Below are 24,692 nucleotides of genomic sequence, written 5' to 3'. Positions count from 1 at the left end.
GCCAAGAGGTAATTTCCGCAGTTTAAATCATAATCCTTAAAAACAATTAAAATGAAAAAAAATATTTTATATCTGCTGTTGTTACTTTTTATGATCAGCGGATCCTCATTTAGCTGTTCTAAAAGTACAGATGAAGAGCCGTATTTGACAGTTTCGACAAAAACGGTTTCTTTTATGCCTGAGGGAGGCACATCTGAACCAATTGCAATTGAGGCAAACAGTAAATGGACTATAACAAATTTGGCCTCAACTTGGTTGCAGTTAAGTAAATTAAGCGGGGCTCAAGGTACAGAAAAGACCGTATTTACTGCCTCTGCCAACAACAGCGGTGTCAGCCGTTCCGTCGTGCTGACTGTTACAGCAGACAACGGACAGGCGAGAAGAATTACAGTGACACAGACTGCCAATATGTATCCAGGTTATAATTTATCTCCAAAGCCAGCTGATGCTGTAGGGATGAGCACAGCGGTTGAATTGGCAGCCAAATTTAAACTGGGATGGAACATTGGAAATACATTTGAAGCACCGGGTGGTGAAACTGGTTGGGGTAGTCCAGTAATCACAGAGGAATATGTAAAAGCTGTAAAGCAATTAGGTTTCTCTGCCATTCGCATACCTTGCGCCTGGAATTTTCATCTTGACAACGAAGCTACCGCACATCTTGATCAGAATTGGACCAAAAGGGTAAAAGAGGTCGTAGGTTATTGTGTGAATAACGATATATATGTTATGCTTAATATTCACTGGGACGGTGGATGGCTGGAAAAAAACATCACTAAAGCAAAGCAGGAGGCTGTCAATGCTAAACAAAAAGCATTATGGGAGCAAATCGCTACCGCAATGCGTGATTTTGACGAGCACCTGATGTTTGCCAGCGCTAACGAACCAGATGCCAGGAATGCTGAGGAGATGGCAGTATTAGCATCGTACCACCAAACGTTTGTTACAGCTGTTCGCTCTACGGGTGGAAAAAACAGTCACCGCGTTCTTATCGTTCAAGGTCCTCAAACAAATCCTGGATTGACATTTGACCTGATGAACACGCTTCCTACAGATCAGGTGCCAAATCGCCTCATGGTTGAGGTGCATAACTACACACCATCACAATTTTGTATCGGGAATAAAGATGAGAGCTGGGGTAAATTGATTTACTACTGGGGTAAAGGCCATCATTCGACCATTGAACCTGACCGTAATGCTACATATGGAGAAGAGGACGAGATAATTGCTGATTACAACAAGATGAAAACTAAATTTATTGATAAAGGAATACCGGTTATAATGGGAGAGTATGGCGCTTACAGACGTAGTGATCCTGCTTATCTTCCCAAAGATTTGGCTATGCATAACGCCTCGGTAGACTATTGGATAAATTTTACAACCAAAGAAGCATTAGCGCGCGGTATTAAACCTTTTTGGTGGGATATAGGAGTAGCCATAGACAGGAGTAATTTTACTGTAAAAGATCAACGTACGATAGATGCTATTAAAGCAGGGGCTAACTAAAATTTTAAGATAACCGCCTTTCAAAGTTTTTTCAGGATTAGGCATTTATTGGCTATTCCTGAAAAAAAAGCAATTTTTTGCTTTTACATTATGAAGTATACTGCCGCATTTCTGGTGCGGCAGCTCTTATCAGTACTAAAATGCTAAAAATTTTGAAGCATGGGTTCGGGTGAGAATAGATTGTAAGGATTATAATAATTTAAACTTTTAAAAAACAAATCAAGATGAAAAAAGCTTACTTATTATGTGTATTGATTTTAACAGTTTTTGTTTCCCAAGCCCAGAGCGTTTGGAAAAATGTTCAGATTGGAGGCGCTGGTTTTGTTACTGGTATTATTCCAAGTAAAACAGATGCCAATTTAAAATATGCCCGCACAGATGTGGGAGGAGCTTATCGATGGGACGCATCTAGCAACAGATGGATACCTTTATTAGATTGGACCAGTGTAGACCAGCTGGGGTATCAGGGCGTGGAATCACTAGCAATTGACCCTCAGAATAATAATGTGGTATATATGCTGGTTGGAACCGATTATTTTAATGGTCAGAAAACAGCGATTCTAAAATCAACTGACAGAGGTGCTAATTTTACTGAAACTATAGTAACCTCACAATTTAAGGCGCATGGAAATGGTATGGGAAGATCTAATGGCGAGCGATTGGCGGTAGATCCCAACAATTCTAATGTGCTTTTTTGCGGAAGCAGACGTGACGGATTGTTTAAAAGTACTAATGGCGGTTCGACTTGGTCGAAAGTATCGTCATTTCCAGTTACAACTACAGCAAATGACAATGGAATCTGTTTTGTGATTTTTGACTCTGCATCGGTTTCTGGAGGCAACACTCAGACTATTTATGTTGGTGTTTCCAGAACTGGGGCGTCTAATCTCTACAAAAGTACAGATGCTGGAAATACTTGGAACGCCGTTTCGGGAGCAACAGTAAATTATATGCCTCAGCGAGCAGTATTAGATTCCAATAGAGCTTTATTAATCACGTATGCTGATAAAGAAGGGCCTTGGAATCCTTCTTCAGGACAGATTTGGAAACTTTCTGCTACAGGTACTTTAACTAATATTACTCCATCAGGTTTTTCGGTGCCTTTCGGCGGAATCGATGTTGACCCTTCCAATTCGCAGCGTTTGATTGCCTCATCGATGAATACTTATATGGCGCAGTATACCAATGCACAGGGCAATATAATTTATGCAGATCGCTTCTTTTTAAGTACAGATGGCGGTGCATCATGGAGAGATCTGGTTGGAAATTCAGGAATCAATGTCTTAGATAATGGCTGTACTTGGATTTCAGGATCTTCAGCATCCATTCACTGGACTGGCGATATCAAATTTAATCCTTTTAATACCAATAAGGCCAGCGTAATATCTGGAAATGGTATTTTTACCTGTGATGATCTTAATGCATCAAAAACCTCGTGGAAGTTTGATGCTATTGGCCTTGAAGAGAGCGTTCCACTAGGTCTAATCAGTATTCCTGGCGGACCTTTAATGAGTGTTATTGGAGATTATGACGGATTTAAACATACTGATGTTTCGGTATATGCGCCACAATATAAGCCTGCAATGGGAACCACATCTGGTTTGGCTTATGCATCAGGAAATACCAATAAAATTGTAAGACTTGGAGAGTATATGTACTATTCCAACAATCAAGGAACTGATTGGATAAAGACAACTGCAAACTTAGCAGGACCACGCGGAACGGTGGCACTTTCGTATGACGGTGCAACCCTTCTGCATGTTCCAGAATCTTCTAGCGCTATGTACCGTTCTACCAATAATGGAGCTAGCTGGACAACCGTAACAGGAATTAATTTCAATACGGTTGCCGTATCTGATGCTGTTACGAACAATAAATTTTATGCCTACAACGGAAGTAACGGAGATTTGAAAGTAAGTACAGACGGAGGAGCTTCTTTTAATACGGTTTCTAATGTTGGAGCAGGAGGATCTAGCCTAATTCGAACGGTTCCTGGGTACGCTGGACATTTGTGGATTGCTAAGAATTATGGCGGACTAATAAGATCAGTTGATGGCGGAGCTAGTTTTACCACACCTTCAACAGCGGTAAGCAATGCTTCTGCAGTCGGAATTGGTAAAGCGAAGGCTGGCTCTTCTTATCCAACTATTTATATCTGGGGTACTGTAAGCGGAGTTACGGGAGTTTTCCGTTCGGTAGATCAAGGCAGCAATTGGACTCGTGTTAACGATGATGCACATGAATATGGAGGTACAGGAAATGGAAACTTCGTAATGGGAGACATGAATATCTACGGACGCGTTTATATGAGTACCGTTGGAAGAGGACTTGTTTATGGTGAAGATCTTGCTGAAACTGCAGCTTATTATACCATTTCAAATAGAAGTACAGGACTGCTAATAGACGGAATGAGCAGAACGACAAATGGAAGTAACGCAGGACAATGGAACTACAGCGGAAGCAGTGCTCAGCAATGGACTCTAGAGTATAACGGCAGCGAAGTAATGATTAAAAATAGAGCTACAGGATTGTATATAGACGGGATGAGCAGAACGGGAAATCCATCAATTGCAGGACAATGGAGCTATAGTGGAAGTGAAGCGCAAAAATGGATACAAGAAGACGCTGGTTCGGGTTATTTCAAGTTTAAAAACAAAGCAACTGGAATGTACTTGGATGGTCTAGGAAATACAACTAACGGAGCAGATCTAAGCCAGTGGAGTCTCAGCTCAAGCAATAATCAGCAATGGTCTCTAAGTGCCGTGTCGAGTGCAACTTTAAGGTTGGGTGCTAATACAGAAAACCTACAAGAGCAAAAATTTACTGTAATCTGTTCTCCAAATCCATTTACAAGCAGTTTTAAAATCGAGATAAATGATTATACGGAACCGATAAGCGTGCGAATTTTTGATATTAATGGAAAAAATGTGGAGTCCGCGCAAGTCAAAGACCAAAGCCAGTTATCAATGGGAAACACACTTCAGTCGGGATTGTATATCGTGAAAGTGGAAGGAACTGGGGGCAATCTTCTCCAATCATTTAAAATGATAAAAAAAACAAGATAAATTTAATTGACAGAAGTCCTAACAGTAGAATAATCTCTGTTAGGACTTTGATATAAAGATTAGGTACCTGTATCAGCACATTCTGCTGTAAATTAGAAAGCCAATAATTTTTACCATAAAAGCCAAAAAGAAAATTTAAAAACACGTTAGCACAAGGCTAATAAAAAATAAAAATCAAAATGTATAAAAAGAATAAGAGAAAACAATTATTTACAGCTTTATGTATCCTATGCGCCAGTTTTTTACAGGCACAGCAAAAATACCAGTCGCCGGTTACAGAGAACACTGAAAAAGTTGCTGTGGGGAAATTTAAACCAACTTGGGAATCTCTTCAGCAGTATAAAACTCCTGAATGGTTTCGTAATGCTAAGTTTGGAATCTGGGCACATTGGGGACCGCAATGTCAGCCAGAGCAGGGAGATTGGTATGGACGATTTATGTATGATGAAGGCGGAGCGCAGTACAAATGGCATGTAGAGCATTATGGACACCCATCTAAAGCAGGATTTAAAGAGGTTATTAAAGATTGGAAGGCTGAAAACTGGGATCCCGAAAAAATTGTTGCACTTTATAAACGAGTAGGAGCACAGTATTTTTTTGCCATGGCCAACCATCATGACAATTTGGATTTATGGAACAGCAAATACCAAGCTTGGAATTCTACAAAAGTTGGTCCTAAAAAAGATATTATTTCAGGCTGGGCTGCGGCGGCTAAAAAGCAAGGATTGCCATTTGGATTAAGTGTGCATGCAGCTCATGCTTGGACTTGGTTTGAAACTTCGCAGCGTTCAGACAAAAAAGGACCTTATGCTGGAATTCCTTACGACGGAAAACTTACTAAAAAAGATGGTGTAGGCACTTGGTGGGAAGGGCTAGATCCGCAGGAGTTATATGCGCAAAACCATCCGCTAAGCGCTGGAAGTGCAGAAAGCATTACTTCTTTGTGGGGGCAATGGAATTGGGATAACGGAGCCTCTATTCCTTCTGCAGAATATTGCCAGAATTTTTATAACCGCACTATGGATTTAATCAATATCTACAAACCAGACCTTCTTTATTTTGATGATACAGGACTTCCGCTTTATCCGGTAAGTGATGCGGGCTTGAAAATAGCGGCTCATTATTACAATACCAATATGGCAGCTCATGATAACAAACTCGAAGCTGTTTTATTTGGAAAAGTACTGACTCCAGAACAGAAAAAATGTATGGTTTGGGATGTCGAACGAGGAGTGCCTGACCAGATTCAAAACGAAGCTTGGCAGACTTGTACCTGTATTGGCGATTGGCATTACAGCAGGGCAATTTATGATGGGAATGGATATAAATCAGCTAAAACAGTTATTCAGATGCTTATTGATATTGTCAGCAAAAACGGAAATCTATTGCTAAACATACCCGTACGCGGAGATGGTTCTATTGATGATAAAGAAATCGCAATTCTTGAAGATATAGCGAAATGGATGGAGGTAAACAAAGAAAGTATTTTTGATACTCGTCCTTGGAAGGTTTTTGGCGAAGGACCAGTTGCAGACACAAGCAACCCGATAAAAGATGCAGGCTTTAACGAAGGCAAAACCAGCTTATCGCAGAAAGACATTCGTTTCAACCAAAAAAACAACCTGCTTTATGTTTCAGTAATGGGAGCGCCTTCAGAAGATGTTGTGGTAAAATCTCTAGGAAAATCAAAAGAAAACAGAAAGATAAAAAGCATTAAACTGCTAGGAAGCACTGAAAAGGTAACATGGAAGCAAGATCATAATTCGCTGGTGATAGCAAAACCCAAATTTATTCCAAATAATATAGCAGTAGTCTATAAGGTACAGTATGCAAATGCTGCCAAAAGTAATTAGTATTAAATTGTCAAGCATTAAGGAACAGATAAGTGCTAAAAAGCAATCGTTCAAACTCATCGATATGATAAAAAAAATCTTTCTCATTGCCGTATTTTTTGCGGTTAACTTTGCAGATGCTCAGCAGGTAAATGATTGGGAGAATCCAGCTGTTAATGGCATCAATAAGGAAAAACCACATGCGTACGGTTTTCTTGCCGAAGAGAAAAAAAATAATCCAATGCTTTTGTCTCTTAACGGGATGTGGAAATTTAACTGGTCGGCCAATCCGCAGTCTCGACCAGCTGATTTTTACCGCAAAGATTTTTCTACTGATGCCTGGACTACTGTTTTAGTGCCAGGCAGTTGGGAATTGCAAGGATTTGGAACCCCTATTTACACCAATGTGGCCTATCCTTTTAAAAGAGATATTCCAAGAGTAAGCGGTGAACCCGATGAGAGTTTTACGACTTTTAAAGAAAGAAATCCCGTTGGCAGCTACACAACTAGCTTCAAGATTCCTGATAACTGGCATGAGAAACAGATATTCATTAATTTCGGAGGAGTCCAATCGGCAATGTACCTTTGGGTAAACGGGCATAAAGTTGGCTATAGCGAAAATTCTATGTCGCCTGCCGAGTTTGACATCACGCCTTATATTGAAAAAGGAGACAATAAACTAGCCGTAGAAGTTTACAAATACTGCGATGGCAGTTATATGGAAGATCAGGATATCTGGCGTTTGGGCGGGATATTCAGAGATGTCGATTTGATTGCAAGACCTAAGACCTTTATTGGAGACTATTTTGTAAAGGTAATTCCAGACCAATCATATTCAAAAGCAGAAGTTGCCATTGATGTCCGTTTGGATAACAGACACACAGAGAATACTTCGGGATTGAAAGTTGAGGCTACTATAAGCGGATATTCAAAATCAGGAGATTATATAGAAAAGCAGTTTCAGGCAAAAGTACCTGTTTCATTATCCGATAAAGGAATCTTTACATTGAGCACCACATTAGATAATCCGAAACTTTGGTCAGCAGAAACTCCAGATTTGTACAAGCTTGTTCTACAGCTTAAAAACAAGAAAAATGAGATTGTAGACAGAGCCGAATGCTATTTTGGTGTTCGAAGCATCGAAGTGCGTGAAGATGTATTTTACATCAATGGCAAAGCAGTGAAATTGAAAGGTATTAACCGCCATGAAATGCATCCGCGTACTGGAAAATATATCAGCCGCCAATTCATGATACGCGATATGGAGCTGATGAAACAGGCTAATATCAATATGATACGCACAAGCCATTATCCTGATGATCCGTTGTTTTATGAGCTTTGCGACAAATACGGTTTTTATGTAATGGACGAGGCAAATCAGGAATCTCATGCTTACGGTCTTGGCAATAAAGAGCTGGGCGAAGATCCTCTCTGGAAAAACACTCATATAGAACGTGCCACTTCGCTTGTTGGAAGAGACAAAAATCATGCGTGTGTCATAATTTGGTCTCTTGGCAATGAAGGCGGTAAAGGAGAAAATATGAAAGCAATGGCAGATACCATTCGTAAACTCGATAAGACACGTCTCGTTTTTTCGGATACCCATAGAGAAATATCAGATCTCTATGATGATAGTTATCTGCATCCTGAAGATTTTAAGAAATTGGGCGAAAAGATAAAAGACAAACCTGTAATTATGCGCGAGTATGCTCATGTTATGGGAAATTCAGGCGGAAATCTACAGGAATATTGGGATGTAATTTATGCAGATCCAAGCCTATGCGGTGCTGCAATCTGGGAATGGGACGAGCACGGACTGCCAAAAGCGAAAGATGGTTCTCCGTTTAAACTTACCCCGCACCCCGACGATTATGCTTTAAGAGATAGCGAATTTTGGGCATATGGCGGAGACTTTGGAGACAAACCCAACGATGGCAATTTTGTCATGAGAGGATTGGTTTCTTCTGATCGAAAACCATATCCGCATTATTATGAGGTGCAGAAAGTCTATCAGCCTGTTGTTTTCCAAATGCAGGATGAAAAGAAAAAAAGTATTAAAGTCACGAATCGTTTTGATTTTCTGCCGCTTCAAAATTTTGATATTGAATACGAATATGTTTGCGAAGGAAAATCTTTGCAGAGAGGTCTTCTGAACGTAGGTTCTGTTTTGCCAGGCGCTTCTGCTGTTATTGATCTTCCATATCTTCAGAACGAACGGAAAGCTTATTCTGAAATCTGCCTCAATATTTATGTAAGGCTTAAAGAAGCTGCACTTTGGGCAGAAACAGGCTATTGCATCGCCCGTGAGCAATTTATAGTAAAACCCTACGAGTGGAAAAAAGGCATTTCTGGAGCAAAGACTGTAAAAGTAAAGGAAACACCTGCTGTTATTGAGCTTAAAACCGATGACATGAATTTTGTTTTCAATAAAACCAATGGAGACTTAACAAGCTGGAAGATTAAAGATCAAGAGCTTTTAATAGGATCTCTGGAACCTTATTTTTGGAAAACGCCAAATGACAACCAGAAGCAGAGCGGTTATAGCAAAGAATTTTCCAAGTGGAAAAACGCAACAGCCGATAGAGTGGTTAAAAAAGTTTCTGTAACCAGACAAGATACCTTAGCGACGGTAAAGTTTGATATCAATTTTCCTCGTATTGGAGCCAATTATACGCTAGAATATCAGCTTAATGGAAATGGAAAATTAGGCACAAAAGCTTTTTATACGCCATTAAACGATACTATCGGACAAATTCCTAAATTTGGAATGAGACTTCGCATTCCTAAAAATTATAATACTGTAGATTGGTATGGTCGAGGTCCGTACGAGAATTATCCAGACCGAAAAACGGCTTCTTTGTTAGGGGCATATCACAAACAGTTGGAACATTTTATTGTTCCGTATCCAGCTCCGCAAGATAATGCAAACCGCAGCGATGTGCGTTGGTTTTTGCTTGAATCGCCAAACGGAAACAGTCTTAAAGTAACGGGATTGCAGCCGCTGAATTTCCGTGCTTGGCCTTATACAGAAGAAGATTTAGAAAATGCCAGACACGATTATCAGCTAGCCAGACGCGATTTTATAAACCTTAATATTGATCTAAATATCCATGGTGTTGGAGGTGATGATTCTTGGGGAGCAAAAACAATGGAAAAATATACCAATTCTGGCAATAAGCCGTATGAGTTTGGATTTACTTTAGAATACCTCCAAAAGCAGTAACATCCTGTCTGTATTATTTTAGAACAGCATAAAATCAAATAACGAAAATGAATAATTCAATTCTGCATCACATACACTATTTAAAGAAAAGCATGCTGTTTTTATGCCTGCTGCTTCTAAATTTTTTATCTCTGCATGCACAGGAAAACGTAAAGAGAAAACAGCTTTTTGACAATGATTGGAGATTTTTCTTAGGGGAAGAAGCTCAAGCATCATCTGATAATTTCAATGATAAAGACTGGCGAAACTTGGATTTGCCTCATGATTGGAGTATCGAAGGCAAAGTTCATCCAAAGAATCCTACTGGAGCAGGAGGAGGATATTTTCCCGCAGGAGTGGCTTGGTACCGAAAGACTTTTACAGTGCCAGATAATTGGAAGACCAAAAAAACAGCGATTTATTTTGAAGGGGTTTATATGAATTCTGAAGTGTTTATTAATGGTAAATCGCTTGGAGTTTATCCGTACGGATATTCCTCTTTCAGCTATGATCTTTCTCCGTATCTAAAGTATGGAGAACAGAATGTGATTGCTGTGCGTGTAGACAATTCGCAGCAGATGAATAGCCGTTGGTATAGCGGGTCGGGAATCTACAGACATGTTTGGTTAATTCAGACCAACCCAGTTCATATAGCGCAATGGGGAACAGGAATCAGCACTTTGGAGATTTCTTCCAAAAAAGCGACAGTTCGTGTGGAAACAAAACTAATGAATGAAACCGAATCGTTACAGGAAATTACCGTTACAGCATTAATTCAAAATCCGAATTCCAAAACCGCAGGACGTCATGAAACAAAAGTAACGCTTTCTCCAAAGAGCGAAAAAATAGTGACCCAGCTTATTAAAGTAAGCAATCCGGCACTTTGGAGTCCACAACAGCCTTTTTTATATAAAGCTTTAGTACAGGTTTCAAAACAAAAGGAAAGGTTAGACGAGAACACGACCAATTTTGGCATTCGCTCCCTCGCATTTACGGCAGAAAAAGGATTTCAGCTTAACGGAAAAACAATTAAGCTCAACGGAGGATGCGTGCATCACGACAATGGTTCTCTGGGTGCTGCTGCTTTTGACCGAGCAGAACAGCGCAAAGTGGAGCTTTTAAAAGCCAGCGGATTCAATGCAGTAAGAACTTCTCATAATCCACCTTCAGAAGCCTTCTTAGATGCCTGTGACCGATTGGGTCTGCTGGTTATGGATGAATCTTTTGACTGTTGGAAAGTTGGAAAAAATAAATATGATTATTCAAATTATTTCAATGCTTGGTGGAAACGTGATTTGCAAGCCATGGTATTGCGCGACCGCAATCATCCCAGTATTTTTATGTGGAGCATTGGAAATGAAATACCTGAAAGAGAAAATCCTGATGCAATAAATACAGCCAAAATGCTTTCTGAAGAAATAAAGAAAATCGATACAAGTCGTCCGATAACATCGGCTATTGTTAATGGCGGTAAAAATTGGGATATATTTGATCCTTTGATGGCTCAGCATGATGTTGCGGGATACAACTACAACTTAGATAAAGCGCCGCAAGACCATATAAGAGTGCCTTCTCGAATTATAGTCCAAACAGAATCGTATCCTAAAGATGCTTTTAAAAACTGGGAATTAGTACAGAGAAACAATTATATCATTGGAGATTTTGTATGGACAGCCATGGATTATCTGGGAGAATCGGGAATAGGACGAAACTATTACTCGGGAGAAGTGCCTGGAGAACATTGGGAGAATGATTTTTTTCCATGGCATGGCGCTTACTGCGGAGATATAGACCTTATAGGATGGAGAAAACCTATTGCACATTATAGAGGCATGCTGTATAATGAAAAAGAAAAACTCTATATGGCAGTTAGAGAACCAGCACCAGAACCTCTGGAAATCAAGCAGACGTGGTGGTCGGTATATCCTACATGGGAAAGTTGGACATGGCCTGAATATACTGGGAAAAATGTTGAAGTCGAAGTGTATTCGAAATATCCAAAGGTTAGACTGTATCTTAATGACCAGCTTTTAGGAGAAAAGCAGACGGGCGAGCAGCAAGAATTTAAAGCGGTTTTTACCGTACCTTATGCATCAGGCACCTTGAGAGCCGTTGGTGTAGCAAATGAAAAAGAACAAGAATCCGTTACGCTGAAAACAGCAGGTGAGGCGGTGCAGATTAAATTGGCAGCCGACCGAAAAGAGATGAAAGCCGACGGACAAGATTTAACTTATATTGCAGTTGAACTAAGGGATCGAGAAGGAGTTTTGAATCCTAATGCAGACGGACGCCTTACTTTTAAAATTGAAGGACCTGGAACTATCCAAGCAGTCGATAACGCGAATCTAAAGGATTTTGAACCCTATCAATCTCTTACTAGAAAAGCTTGGCACGGAAGGGCTCTGGCAATTGTGAGAAGTGCTCATCAGAAAGGAGAAATCAAAGTAACGGTTTCTGGAGATGGATTACAACCGCAGACCATTACTATTACATCAAATTAAACCCGTTGGGTGAAACTTTTTTAAGTTTACAAAGCTATATTTCTATGTATTTAAAGTAATTTCACCCAACGAGTTTGTAAAGAGTATTGAAATAATTAAAATGAAAGATATTTTGAAAACAAGAGGAATTAGAACCGCATTGCTTATTATGCTTATGGTAGCAGGTAAAACATTTGGACAAAATAAAACCATTAACCTGTGGGATAAGAAAGTGCCAGGTGCTATCGCTAATGCCGATTATAAAGAAACCAATTCAGACGATAGCTGGATGCAGCGTGTCACGAATCCGAGATTAGATGTGTATCCTGTTCCTGTAGAAAAAGCAACAGGAACAGCCGTTATTATCTGCCCTGGCGGAGGTTATTCTGGAATGGCTATCGGTCATGAGGGAAAACAGGTTGCACAATGGCTCAATAGTCTTGGCATTACGGCATTTGTATTAAAATACCGATTACCAGATGCTGCTATAATGACTGATAAATCGGTTGGTCCTATGCAAGACGGACAGCGTGCCATTCGTTTGGTTAGAAGCAGAGCCAAAGAGTGGGGAATAGATCCTAAAAAGATTGGCATTATGGGTTTTTCTGCCGGTGGGCATTTGGCATCTACTCTTTCTACGCATTTTAATGCAAAAGTATATGAGAGTGCAGATGCAACTAGTGCGCGTCCAGATTTCTCACTGTTAATATACCCAGTAATATCCATGCGCGAAGAGATAACACATATGGGGTCGAGAATTAATCTTTTGGGCGAAAAACCATTAGCCGAGCAGGTTAATAATTTTTCAAATGAACTGCAAGTCAATAGCGAAACTCCGACAGCATTTTTAGTGCATTCCATGAATGATGATGCTGTACCAGTAGAAAACAGTATGGAATATGCTTTAGCACTAAAGAAAAATAAAATTCCTTGCGAACTTCATATCTACGAAAAAGGAGGTCACGGCTACGGACTTGGCAAATCTGGCAGCACAGAGTCGGATTGGAGTCTGGCATGCGGCAGATGGCTTAAAGCAAAAGGCTTGATCAATTAAAAGAACCTAACCCGTTTGGTGTAATTGTTTTAAACACATAGAAACATAGATTTTATGTTTTTTAAAGTGTCTAAAAGAGAATTTTATTTCTTTCACATAGCTACTATGTGCATTTAAACTAGTGAAACGCCTTTTTTAAGCTTTCTGAATCTATGTTTCTATGTGTTAAAATTAAATTTGGAGCAATTACACCCAACGGGCAAGAACCTATATTTAATTTCTCAGCCACTATCTGTTTTTGGAAGCAGATCTTTTTGAAAAACCATATCAATTCATCTTTATATTGTCTAAAATATTGATGATTACAACAATTATTGCCCCTTTTTAATACAAAGCGTACCGTAGTTAGCTATTTTTTCTTGTCAAATTTGCCCGTTGAAAAAACTTTGAAACTATAATTCAAAAGCACCAATATGAATTAGTGCAGCGAGATGTCAAAAACAGTTTTTCAAAAGAGATAACGCATATGCGAACGTTTTTAAGTTTTTTCAAAGCGTACCAAAAAAACATGTATTTACTAACTAGAATAACCACACATCAAATGAACAGGAATTTATTACAGGCAATCATTTTTATATTTTTATCAGTAAGCGGATGGTCGCAAGTGCTTCACCTCAAATCTCCCAACGGAAATATTGAGATGAATTTAGAAAACGGCGCAAAAATCAGATGGTCTGTAAAACATAAAGATACAGAAGTCATTGCTCCTTCTGCTATTTCATTAACATTGAGCAACGGAGAGATTTTAGGAAACAATGCGAAAATTGCAAGCACTAAAAATTCGGCTTCTAATACTACTTTTGAAACGCCTGTTTATAAGAAGAAAACGGTTGTGGACCAGTACAATCAGCTCATTGTAAATTTTAAAGGGAATTTTGGTTTGATACTAAGAGCCTATAATGATGGTGTAGCATATCGTTTTTTCACAAATAAGAATAAAAAAATTACCATTGTATCTGAAGAAGCCAGTTTTAACTTTAGCCAAGATCATAAAGCTTTTGTGCCCTATGTTCGCGATTTAAGAGAAAAAGACATGTACACTTCTGCTTTTGAAGCGCTTTATGATGAAATTCCACTTTCTAAATTTGTCAAAGACACCTTGGCTATTTCTCCGCTTCTTGTTGATTTAGGAAGTGGAAAAAAAGCAGCTATTGTTGAGGCTGAACTCCAAGATTATCCAGGAATGTTCTTAACACGCAATAATGAGGCACAATATGGTCTAAAGGGAATATTTGCCCATTATCCAAAGAAGGAGCGTTTAGGAGGCTATAATAAAATGAACTACATGGTCTCTGAGAGAGAAAACTATATTGCAGAAACAAACGGCAGTAGAAGTTTTCCTTGGAGGGCAATCATTATAAGTGAGAAAGACAGCGAACTTTTGAATAATGATATGGTTCAAAAACTTTCTTCGCCTTCACAAATTTCCGATATGAGCTGGATCAAACCCGGTAAAGTGGCTTGGGACTGGTGGAATGACTGGAATATATCGAAAGTAGATTTTAAGGCAGGAATCAATACGCAGACTTATAAATATTATATCGATTTTGCTTCTAAAAATAATATTGAATATGTGGTCATAGACGAGGGATGGAGCGAAGAAACCGATATCTTGAAGATTTCGCCAGCTATGGACATTAAAGAACTTATCGAATACGGGAAACAAAAAAATGTTGGAATCATTCTTTGGGCTTCATGGTATGCTATAAATCAGGTTTTAGATGATGCGTTTACCAAGTATTCGAATATGGGAGTAAAAGGCTTTAAAATAGATTTCATAGACCGCGACGATCAGAAAATGGTAAATTCTCTTTATAATATTGCCAAAAAAGCAACTTCTTATAAACTTCTTATTGACTATCATGGAATGTATAAGCCAACGGGTATTCAAAGAACGTATCCTAATATTGTGAATTTTGAAGGCGTTAAAGGATTGGAAAATGCCAAATGGACACCACATGATGACATGCCGCATTATGAAGCGAGTATACCTTTTATAAGAATGCTGGCTGGCCCTATGGACTATACGCCTGGAGCTATGCGTAATGCGACAAAAGCAGATTTTCGCCCAAGCAATTCACTTCCTATGAGCCAAGGTACAAGATGTCATCAGCTGGGAATGTATGTTCTTTATGAAGCACCGCTGCAAATGATGGCAGATAGCCCAACAGCTTACATGAAAGAGCAGGAAAGCACCACATTTATATCTCAAATTCCAACCACTTTTGATGAAACTGTGGCGCTGGATGGAAAAGTGAGCGAATACGCTGCCATTGCTAGAAAAAAAGGTAATACGTGGTTTGTAGGGGGACTAACCAATTGGTCGGCTAGAGAAATAGAATTCGATTTATCTTTCCTTGAAAAAGGAACCTTTACAGCAGAAATTTTTAAAGACGGATTGAATGCTGAAAAAGACCCAACAGATTACAAACGCGAAATAATTGAAGTGACCAATGCCAGCAAATTGAAAGTGCAAATGGCACCTGGAGGCGGTTTTGCAATTATAATTAATCCTGAAAAGTAGTTAAAATTTCTCGGAATTGTTCTTTTGCCATTGGGGCAAATATTGTTCCGTAACCTAATAATGAATTAGAAAGTATACTATAATGAAAAAAAGATATATCACTGTTTTACTATTACTATATTTTTTCCTCTCGCCATTTTTTGGATGGGCGCAATCTGCTCTTTATTTAGATGAAAGCCAGTCAATAGAAGTTCGTGTAAAGGATGCCTTATCGCGAATGACAGTAGAAGAAAAAGTGGCACTTTGCCATGCACAGTCAAAGTTCAGTTCTAAAGGAGTTCCGCGTTTAGGCATACCAGATGTATGGTCATCAGACGGATCGCACGGAGTGAGCGATGAAAAATTGTGGGATGAATGGAACTCGGCACAATGGACAAATGACTCCTGCACTGCTTTTCCTGCTTTAACGTGTCTTGCGGCAACATTCAACCCAAAGATAGCAAAGCTTTACGGCACATCTATTGGCGAAGAAGCCCGATACCGAAACAAAACCATGCTGTTAGGGCCTGGCGTTAATATTTACCGTACGCCACTTAATGGGCGAAATTTCGAATACATGGGCGAAGATCCTTTTTTGGCTTCGCGATTGGTAGTTCCGTATGTGCAAGGCGTGCAGTCTAATGGTGTCGCGGCGTGCGTAAAACATTTCGCCCTGAACAATCAGGAAATTGCCCGTGGTGAAATTAATGTCAACGTAAGCGATCGCGCCTTGCACGAGATTTATCTTCCGGCTTTCAAAGCTGCAGTTCAGGAAGGAAACGTATGGTCTATCATGGGAGCTTATAACAAAATATGGGGCGTGCACTGCTGCCATAACGATATTTTACTCAACCAAATCTTAAAAACTGACTGGAAATTTGATGGTGTGGTAGTTAGTGATTGGGGAGGTGTGCACAATACTGATGAAGCGGTCAATGGCGGACTTGATATTGAAATGGGCACTTATACAAACGGATTGACTACGCAAGGGCATTTTCCTTTTTCGAGTTATTATTTAGCCGATCCTTTTCTGAAAGTAATTAAATCGGGTAAATACGAAATGTCGAAACTTGACGATAAAGCAAGCCGAATTCTACGAATGATTTTCCGCACTACGATGAGTGCGAATCGTCCTTATGGCCGTTTTGTTTCGCCAGAACATAGCGATGCAGCTCGAAAAATAGCACAAGAAGGAATCGTATTGCTTAAAAATGAGAAACAATTTTTACCTATTCCAGAAGGCAGATATAAAAAAATTGCGGTTATAGGTGAAAATGCCGTGAAAAGTCTGATTGTTGGTGGCGGTTCTACGTCATTGAAAGCAGCTTACGAAATTTCTCCTTTACAGGGATTAAAGAATAAATACGGCGAAAATAATATTGTTTACAGTATGGGATATGCTTCGGGAAGACCGCTTTATGGCGCCGAAGAACCCTCTAAATTAAACGTTGATTCTTTGCAAAACGCAGCAATTGAAACTGCCCGCCATGCAGATATAGTGCTCTTTGTTGGAGGGTTGAATAAAAATTATTTTCAAGATTGTGAAAGCGGAGACCGTAAATCGTTGAGTCTGCCGTTTGGTCAAGACAAGCTGATTGAAGAAATACAGAAAGTAAACAATAATGTTGCGGTTGTTCTATTAAGCGGAAATGCGATTTTAATGCCTTGGCTTAACAAAGCAAAAGCCGTTGTACAAGGATGGTATTTGGGCTCGGAAGCAGGAAATGCTTTGGCTGATATTATTTCTGGCGAAGCAAACCCGTCAGGAAAACTTCCGATTTCATTTCCTAAAAAATTGGAAGATGTTGGAGCACATGCTTTTGATCAACTTTGTTATCCAGGTGATGGAAAAAATGTCTATTATAAAGAAGACATCTTAGTAGGATACCGTTGGTATGATACTAAAAAAATTCCTGTGCTTTTTCCTTTCGGATATGGATTGAGCTACACTACATTCCAGTACGGAAAGCCAGCTGTTTCTTCAAAAACGATTACAGCTGCTGACTCTTTAGAGGTAACAGTTTCCGTAAAAAACACAGGAAAAGTGGCAGGAAAAGAAGTTGTACAGCTTTATATTAATGACGAAACGTCAAGCCTGCCTCGTCCAACTAAAGAATTAAAAGGATTTGAAAAAATTTCGCTTGAGCCGGGAGAAGGAAAAATAGTGCGTTTTACTTTAACAAAAGAAGATCTTTCTTATTACGATGACACTAAAAAAGAATGGATTGCAGAACCAGGCAAATTCAGAATAATGATTGGAGCTTCGGCTGCTGATATTAGAGGAGTGGCAGATTTTAATTTAAAATAAAGCATTGCAATAATTTGCATTATGAAAAGAATAATTATCCTTTTAATCAGTATAGTTGGGTGCTGCCATTTCTTGAATGCGCAAGGATACAAAAATCCGGTTATTTCAGGATTTCATCCCGATCCGAGTGTTTGCAGGGTTGGAGATGACTATTATTTGGTGACTTCTAGCTTTGAGTACTTTCCGGGAGTTCCCGTTTTTCACAGTAAAGATTTAATCAATTGGACTAAAATTGGGCATTGTCTTACGCGTGCTTCTCAGCTCAAATTAGACAAATGTGCTCCTTCGGCTGGAATTTATGCTCCAACAATCCGTTATCATGAAGGGCGTTTTTATATGGTTACGACCAATGTATCGGGCGGAGGAAATTTTTATGTGCATACCGATAATCCTGCAGGAGAATGGTCAGAACCCGTTTTTGTCGATCAAGGCGGTATAGATCCTTCTTTATATTTTGAGGATGGCAAATCATATTTTGTATCGAATCAGAATGGCATTACGATCTGCGAAATTGATATTAAAACAGGAAAAAAACTCACCAAAGGACAAACGGTGTGGAATGGAACAGGAGGACGCTATCCTGAAGCGCCGCACATTTATAAAAAAGACGGTTTGTATTATCTGCTTATTTCAGAAGGAGGAACAGAATATGGCCATAAAATAACCATAGCGCGAAGCAGGAACATTTACGGACCTTACGAATCCAATCCTGCCAATCCGATTTTGACGCATATTAACGAAATTGCTCAGAGCAATCCGATTCAAGGCACAGGACATGGCGATTTTATTCAGGCACATGATGGTTCTTGGTGGATTGTCTTTCTAGGCTTCCGTCCGCAGAGTTTGTTGCACCATGTGTTAGGTCGAGAAACATTTTTAGCTCCTGTAAGATGGGATGCAAATGCTTGGCCCGTAATAAATGGCAATGGCACGGTTAATATAGATATGAATGTGCCTACTTTACCGGTACAAGCAGTAAAACCTCATGATTATTCTACTAATTTTGATGAAATAAAGCTCGGAACCGATTGGAATTATCTCAGAAATCCTTTCCTACAGCAATATTCACTTAGCGAAAAGAAAGGTTCATTGCGATTAAAAGCCACTTCAGTATCTTTAGACGACAACGATTCGCCAACCTTTGTAGGACGCAGACAGGAACATATTGATTTTTCAGCTTCCACCGTGATGTCATTAAATAATGCAAAAGATGGAGATGAAGCGGGTATGACTATCTACTACTCCAGTCAGGCGCATTACGACCTTTTTTTGAAAAAAACAGAAAAAGGCAAAAACAAATTAGTGTTGCGTTATAAAATGGGCATACTGAACCATACCGCATCTGAAGTGGAAATTCCTGCAGATAAGATTTATTTGAAAGTGGAAGGCAATAAGGATTTTTATAGCTTCTACTATTCTTTGGATGGAAAAGAATTTAAGTTTTTAGATAAAATCAATATTTGGTACCTAAGTTCTGAGACCAATGGAGGTTTTACAGGCGTGTATGTTGGACTATATGCTACATCGCAAAACAAAAATACCAAAGCATTTGCTGATTTTGATAGTTTTACCTATCAGCCTGGTAAAGCAGAATAAATAAATGGATGGATTATGAAAAATAAAACGAGATTAATTACGATGTTAGCTTTGGTCTGTTGGTCTATAGTACACTCCCAAACAGAGAATACTACGGATAAAAAATTAAACCTACAGCCCATAGTATTTAATACCGACGACAAACCAGCATTTCCAGATCCGCCACAAGGATTTAGGGACAAGCATGCAGAATTGGCTTCGGGAAAACTGACAGTGGTTCAGTACAATTCTAAAACATTGGGCACACGTCGCGAAATGACAGTCTACACCCCTGCAGGTTATGCATCTGATAAAAAATACCCAGTGCTTTATCTGCTCCATGGACTTAATTCAGATAAAGGACAATGGACTGACTGGATTCGTGCGCAGGATGTTATAGATAATTTAATCCGTGACGGAAAAATCAAACCAATGCTGGTGGTTTTTCCCAACTGCAACTCAAGCATCACTGTTGAAAATCCAACTCCAGACCAAGAGAAAGAGAAAGAAATTGGATATAAAAGTTATGGAGTATCTTTTGAGAAAGATCTTCTGAAGGATATCATTCCGTATATTGAAGCAAATTATGCAGTATACCGCAATCGAGAGCAGCGAGCTTTAGCAGGTTTATCTATGGGAGGAGGGCAATCTCTGAATATTGGCCTTTCTCATATTGATACTTTTGCTTTTGTTGGAGGCTTTTCTTCAGCACCTAATACAAATGAAGTGGGAGGACTTTCTACTCTTAAACTTGTGCCTGACGTAAAAGCAGCAAGAAAAGATCTTAAAGTATTGTGGGTTTCTTGTGGCAATAAAGACTGGCTTTTTAATGTGAGCCAGCGCATTCATGGCTGCTTAAAGACCAATCAAGTGCCTCATGTGTGGCATGTAGATGGCAATGCGCACGATGATGTAGAATGGGCCAACAATCTGTATCTTTTCTCGCAGCATATTTTTAAATAAGAATTCTTTTAAGCAGTTTATAGTCGTTTTTTGAAACGTTTTTAAATAAAACGAATATAGTCTGAGAAAATAAAAAAAAGCAGCTTTAATCATGATTAAAGGCTGCTTTTTTGTTGTGCTGTTATAGTTTTTTGTGAAGTTTTAAATACTCAGAAGGAGATAGGCCAAATTCTTCACGGAAATATTTTGAAAATCTTTTGGGCGAATTAAATCCGACTTCATAGGCTATCTGCGAAACCTGCAGCTGGCTTTTATCCAGAAGCTGGCGTCCTCTTTTCAAACGTATGGTTCGAATGAATTCGGCAGGTCCTTTACCCGTTATGAACATCAATTTTTTGTACAGATGACCTCGGCTCAAGCCTAGAATATCTCCTAGATTTTCTACCGAGAATTCCGTGTCGTTGATATGCTGTTCTACGGCTTTTATGGCTTTTTCGATAAAAATTTCATCTAAGGAGGTAATGGTTATCTCCTGCGGATTAATGTCTATTTTTTGTTTGAATGCTGTATGGCTTTTTTTAGTCCATTCGATAAATTTATTAATTCGAAGTTTGAGAATATGAATATTAAATGGTTTCGTAATATAATCGTCAGCTCCGTATTTTAATCCGTCTATATGGTATTCTTCTGCAGTGCGGGCTGTAAGCAGAATTACTGGGATATGCGACCAGTAAATATTGGTTTTAACCAATTTGCAAAGCTCAATGCCATCCATAACAGGCATCATTACATCACTTACAATAACCGTTATATTGTGTTTTTGCAGCAACTCGATAGCTTCTTGGCCATTATGTGCCGTAAGCACCGTAAAGTCGTCTTTTAGATTGTCTTCTATAAATTCGCACAGGTCTTTATTGTCATCTACAAAAAGAACCACTTGTTCAGTAGGACTTTCTGTTTTTTCCTCTTCAATGTTTGGAATATCAATCGTAGCAGGACTAAGCATCAAATTCTTTTCAGAGCTTTCCCTAATTGGGATCTTAAAAGTAAATACACAACCATGCGGAATATTATCTTCAATGGTTATGGTACCTCCATGAAGATGTATGTATTCATTTGCAATATGCAATCCAAGACCGCTGCCTGTTTCATTTTGGCTTTGTTCTCCTTGATAAAATCTCTCAAATACAAGCGGTTTATCGTTATCGCTGATTCCCGAACCCGTGTCGCGAACTTTGACGCAGACCTGGGTATCGTCACGGCTAATTGCTACCTGAATTTTTCCTCCATCGGGAGTATATTTAAAAGCATTCGAAAGCAGATTGGTAAGTGTTTTTTGTATCTTATCTTTATCAAATTCCATAAGCAGACTGTCTATTTCGCTTTCAAAAGACAATTGGATATGGCGTTCAGTAGCATAAACATTAAACGAACTGCAGATATCTTCTGCGAAACTTACAAATTCGGATGCCTTTAAGTTTAAGCTGACGATTCCTGCATCTAATTTTCGAAAATCTAGCAGAGAATTGATTAAAGAAAGAAGCTGCTGTGCATTTTTATGGATAACATTTATTTTCTTTCGCATGACCTCATCCATAGCATCGTTCAACAGCACTTGCAGAGGTGTTATGATAAGGGTTAGGGGAGTCCTGAGATCATGACTTATGTTGGTGAAAAAGTTCAGCTTCATTTCGTTAATCTGCCATTCTTTCTCACGATTCATTTTCTCGCGCTGTTCTTCTAATTTTAAGTGATGGCGAATTTTTGATCTGCGTACGGTATACCATATAATGCCCGCGATCGTGAGTCCATAAAAAAGATACGCCCATACGGTGAGGTAAAAAGGAGGCAGTACATTCAACGCTAATACTTTGATATTATCGTTCCATCCAGAAGCATTATCATACGCTTTTACCAAAAGCTTATAATTGCCTGCTGGCAAAGCAGAAATTACAATTTTATTGTCCTGAATAGGAATCCATTCCGAATTAAACCCTTCAATCTTGTAAAAATACTTGACCTTATCAGCATTTAATAAATCTGTACTCGTAAACTTAAGAGTAATAAGCCTGTCATCGTGCCTTAAAGTAAGCTTGGAAAGCAGTTCTGTCGAATGCTGCAACAATTTATGCCCATTATAAATAGAATCTACTTCTATAGTCTGATTTCCAAGAGTTAGCCCTGTAAAAATAATTTTTGAAACCGGTTTGTTTTCTTTTAGCAGTTTGTTAGGATTGATTATGGTATATCCGTCCAGATTGCCAAGCAAAATATCACCGTTTCTTAATTGCAGTATAGAGTGTTTGTTGAAATAATTATCCATCAGTCCATCCTTAACCGAATAGTTTTTACTGCTTATGGATAAATTATCATTTGCATCATAACTGACCGTTAAAATAGAAAGCCCATTGGGAGTTGTAACCCAGATGTTATTGCGATTATCTTCCAGTATTGCGCTGACAGAATTGTCGCAAAGGCCATTTGACTTGTTGAAGTAATAAATGGTATCTTTTTTTGGATCCCAAACATTAAGGCCATCATTGTGGGCAATCCACAAAATATTGTGTTTGTCTTTGTAGACCGTAGAAATCTGAAAGTGTTTGAATTTTTGCGTTCCTTTTTTATTGCCATACGAGATGACATTTTTATTGTTGGTGATATCAATATTGAAAAGTCCGTAACCCGTGCCCAGCAAAAGCTCATCGCCTGAATCGTAAAACATGTCGAGTGCAAAAACTTGATCTTCAAATACAGAAATCACAGAATCAAAACTAGTGGCATCGGACGGAAGCTGCTGTATTTTTCCTCCCATAGACCCTATCCAGATATTGCCATAGCGATCCTGTTTTAAGTTCCAGACATTGTTGTTGCTTAATTTGCTGTTTTTCGTGGTATATTGGCTTATAACGCCATTTTGCCAGCAAAACAGTCCGTTTTGATAAGTGCCGATCCAAATGCGGTTTTTGCGATCTTCCAATAAAGAGGTAATTGCAGCTTTGGGAAATGGAATTCGAGAAGTATTTCCTGTTTTTTTATCTTTTTTAAAAAGTCCCTTTCCATCTGTTGCAATCCAGAGATCTTCATTGTGATCCTCCATTATGGCGCTAATATCAGAGCATTCAGGATGTTTGAAATTGATAAAGTTTTTAAAGCTTTCATTAAAAAAAGAAAGCCCTTTTTTGCTGTGCCCAATCCAGATAGTCCTATCGTTGTCGCGATATAGGCAAGTGATATTGTTGGATGGCAGAGAATTGTCTTTGTTTGGGGTTTGAACACAGTTTGTGATGCTGTTTTTTGATTTGTCAAAAATAAAAAGCCCTTTATGATCTGTTCCAATCCATATTTCGCCTGGCTTATTTTCGATAATGCTGCTAACGAAATTAATATCGCTGTCTACACTAGATTTTAATGTTATAGAGCTCCATTTTTTCGTCTGATCATTGCGATAGAAAACTTCATTAGGATTATTGCTGAAATAGGCCCATAATCCGTTGTCGCTGTCCAGAAAGATGATATGCCAATCGTCAGTTCCGTTTTTTCTGTTGTGAGTTGGGAGTTTAATGGTTTTAATATGACCTTTAGTGCTATTTAGCTGCCAGCACTTTTGAGAATTTTCAACGCAATATACAGACTCGCCATTATCTGTTACGCTTACAGCAAAAGGGTCTTCAATGTTTACGCCGGTAAAGATGGAAGTATGTTTATTTTTTACATCATAGAAAAATATGTTTTTTTTATTAAAAACCCATAAATTCTTTTTCTTGTCTACATAAATTTTACAGTTGGCATCTGCGCGAATGTGCAACTTATTTAAAAGAGAAGTGATGTCCGTAATAAAGCAGTCCTTATCTCTGTTATATATCGCATTATCATGTCCGAAATTGACCCATATATTGCCCATGCCGTCTTCTTGAAGACCTAAAATATCGTTGGAAATTAAGCTATTGGGCTTTTTAGAGTTGGTCGTGTAAACCTTGAATTCGTAACCATCATATCGATTAAGTCCAGTTTCAGTGCCAATCCATAAAAAACCGTAACTGTCCCTTAGAAATGTCTTGACATTGGTGCTCGAAAACCCTTCGCTGGTTTTTAACTGATGAAAAACATAATTGGACTGCGCAAGAGTACTTTGGAAAGAAAGTATTCCAAAAAGAGCAAGAAACAATAAGAGGAATTTATGCTTTTTCATTCGGTCTAAATTAATCATTTATCTGCAGCTGCAGTATCAGAAGGGTTGTTTTTATCTAAAATCGCAGTCAGCATT

The 24,692-nt window shown here is 38.8% G+C and carries 11 protein-coding genes; 10 read left to right on the top strand and 1 reads right to left on the bottom strand.

Going from position 1 to position 24,692, the window contains the following annotated elements:
- Window positions 1-51 precede the first annotated feature (51 nt).
- The 10 genes from P2W75_RS09265 to P2W75_RS09220 all read left to right on the top strand — a co-directional run bounded on the left by P2W75_RS09265 (window position 52) and on the right by P2W75_RS09220 (window position 20,488).
- Window positions 52-1,506 carry a cellulase family glycosylhydrolase gene (locus P2W75_RS09265; RefSeq protein ID WP_276380141.1) on the top strand — a complete coding sequence of 485 codons (1,455 nt, stop codon included), beginning with the start codon at window positions 52-54 and terminating at the stop codon, window positions 1,504-1,506.
- Window positions 1,507-1,730: 224 nt separating this feature from the next.
- On the top strand, window positions 1,731-4,571 hold the full coding sequence (locus tag P2W75_RS09260) for an RICIN domain-containing protein (protein ID WP_276380140.1): 2,841 nt from the start codon (window positions 1,731-1,733) through the stop codon (window positions 4,569-4,571).
- 179 nt (window positions 4,572-4,750) lie between these two features.
- Window positions 4,751-6,424, top strand: a complete 1,674-nt coding sequence (locus P2W75_RS09255; RefSeq protein ID WP_276380139.1) for an alpha-L-fucosidase — start codon at window positions 4,751-4,753, stop codon at window positions 6,422-6,424.
- A 64-nt stretch (window positions 6,425-6,488) separates the two neighbouring features.
- The gene (locus P2W75_RS09250; protein WP_276380138.1) at window positions 6,489-9,626 is read left to right on the top strand and encodes a glycoside hydrolase family 2 TIM barrel-domain containing protein; all 3,138 of its coding nucleotides are present in this window, start codon (window positions 6,489-6,491) and stop codon (window positions 9,624-9,626) included.
- Window positions 9,627-9,673: 47 nt separating this feature from the next.
- Complete coding sequence (locus tag P2W75_RS09245) at window positions 9,674-12,106, top strand: sugar-binding domain-containing protein (RefSeq protein ID WP_276380137.1); 2,433 nt, start codon at window positions 9,674-9,676, stop codon at window positions 12,104-12,106.
- Between the two features lie 100 nt (window positions 12,107-12,206).
- Window positions 12,207-13,139 carry an alpha/beta hydrolase gene (locus tag P2W75_RS09240; RefSeq protein WP_276380136.1) on the top strand — a complete coding sequence of 311 codons (933 nt, stop codon included), beginning with the start codon at window positions 12,207-12,209 and terminating at the stop codon, window positions 13,137-13,139.
- 508 nt (window positions 13,140-13,647) lie between these two features.
- Window positions 13,648-15,663 carry a glycoside hydrolase family 97 protein gene (locus tag P2W75_RS09235; RefSeq protein ID WP_276380135.1) on the top strand — a complete coding sequence of 672 codons (2,016 nt, stop codon included), beginning with the start codon at window positions 13,648-13,650 and terminating at the stop codon, window positions 15,661-15,663.
- A gap of 82 nt (window positions 15,664-15,745) precedes the next feature.
- Window positions 15,746-17,950, top strand: a complete 2,205-nt coding sequence (locus tag P2W75_RS09230; protein ID WP_276380134.1) for a glycoside hydrolase family 3 C-terminal domain-containing protein — start codon at window positions 15,746-15,748, stop codon at window positions 17,948-17,950.
- Window positions 17,951-17,971: 21 nt separating this feature from the next.
- Window positions 17,972-19,546 carry a glycoside hydrolase family 43 protein gene (locus P2W75_RS09225; RefSeq protein WP_207296395.1) on the top strand — a complete coding sequence of 525 codons (1,575 nt, stop codon included), beginning with the start codon at window positions 17,972-17,974 and terminating at the stop codon, window positions 19,544-19,546.
- Window positions 19,547-19,561: 15 nt separating this feature from the next.
- Window positions 19,562-20,488, top strand: a complete 927-nt coding sequence (locus tag P2W75_RS09220; protein WP_276380133.1) for an esterase family protein — start codon at window positions 19,562-19,564, stop codon at window positions 20,486-20,488.
- A 121-nt stretch (window positions 20,489-20,609) separates the two neighbouring features.
- Here P2W75_RS09220 and P2W75_RS09215 read toward each other — a convergent pair whose 3' ends face one another.
- Window positions 20,610-24,617, bottom strand: a complete 4,008-nt coding sequence (locus P2W75_RS09215; RefSeq protein WP_276380131.1) for a two-component regulator propeller domain-containing protein — start codon at window positions 24,615-24,617, stop codon at window positions 20,610-20,612.
- Window positions 24,618-24,692: the final 75 nt, after the last annotated feature.

The organism is Flavobacterium sp. H4147 (assembly GCF_029360735.1).
GTDB classification, from domain to species: Bacteria; Bacteroidota; Bacteroidia; order Flavobacteriales; family Flavobacteriaceae; genus Flavobacterium; species Flavobacterium endoglycinae.
Note: the sequence above shows the minus strand (reverse complement) of the source record. Positions and strands in the feature narration are given on the sequence as shown.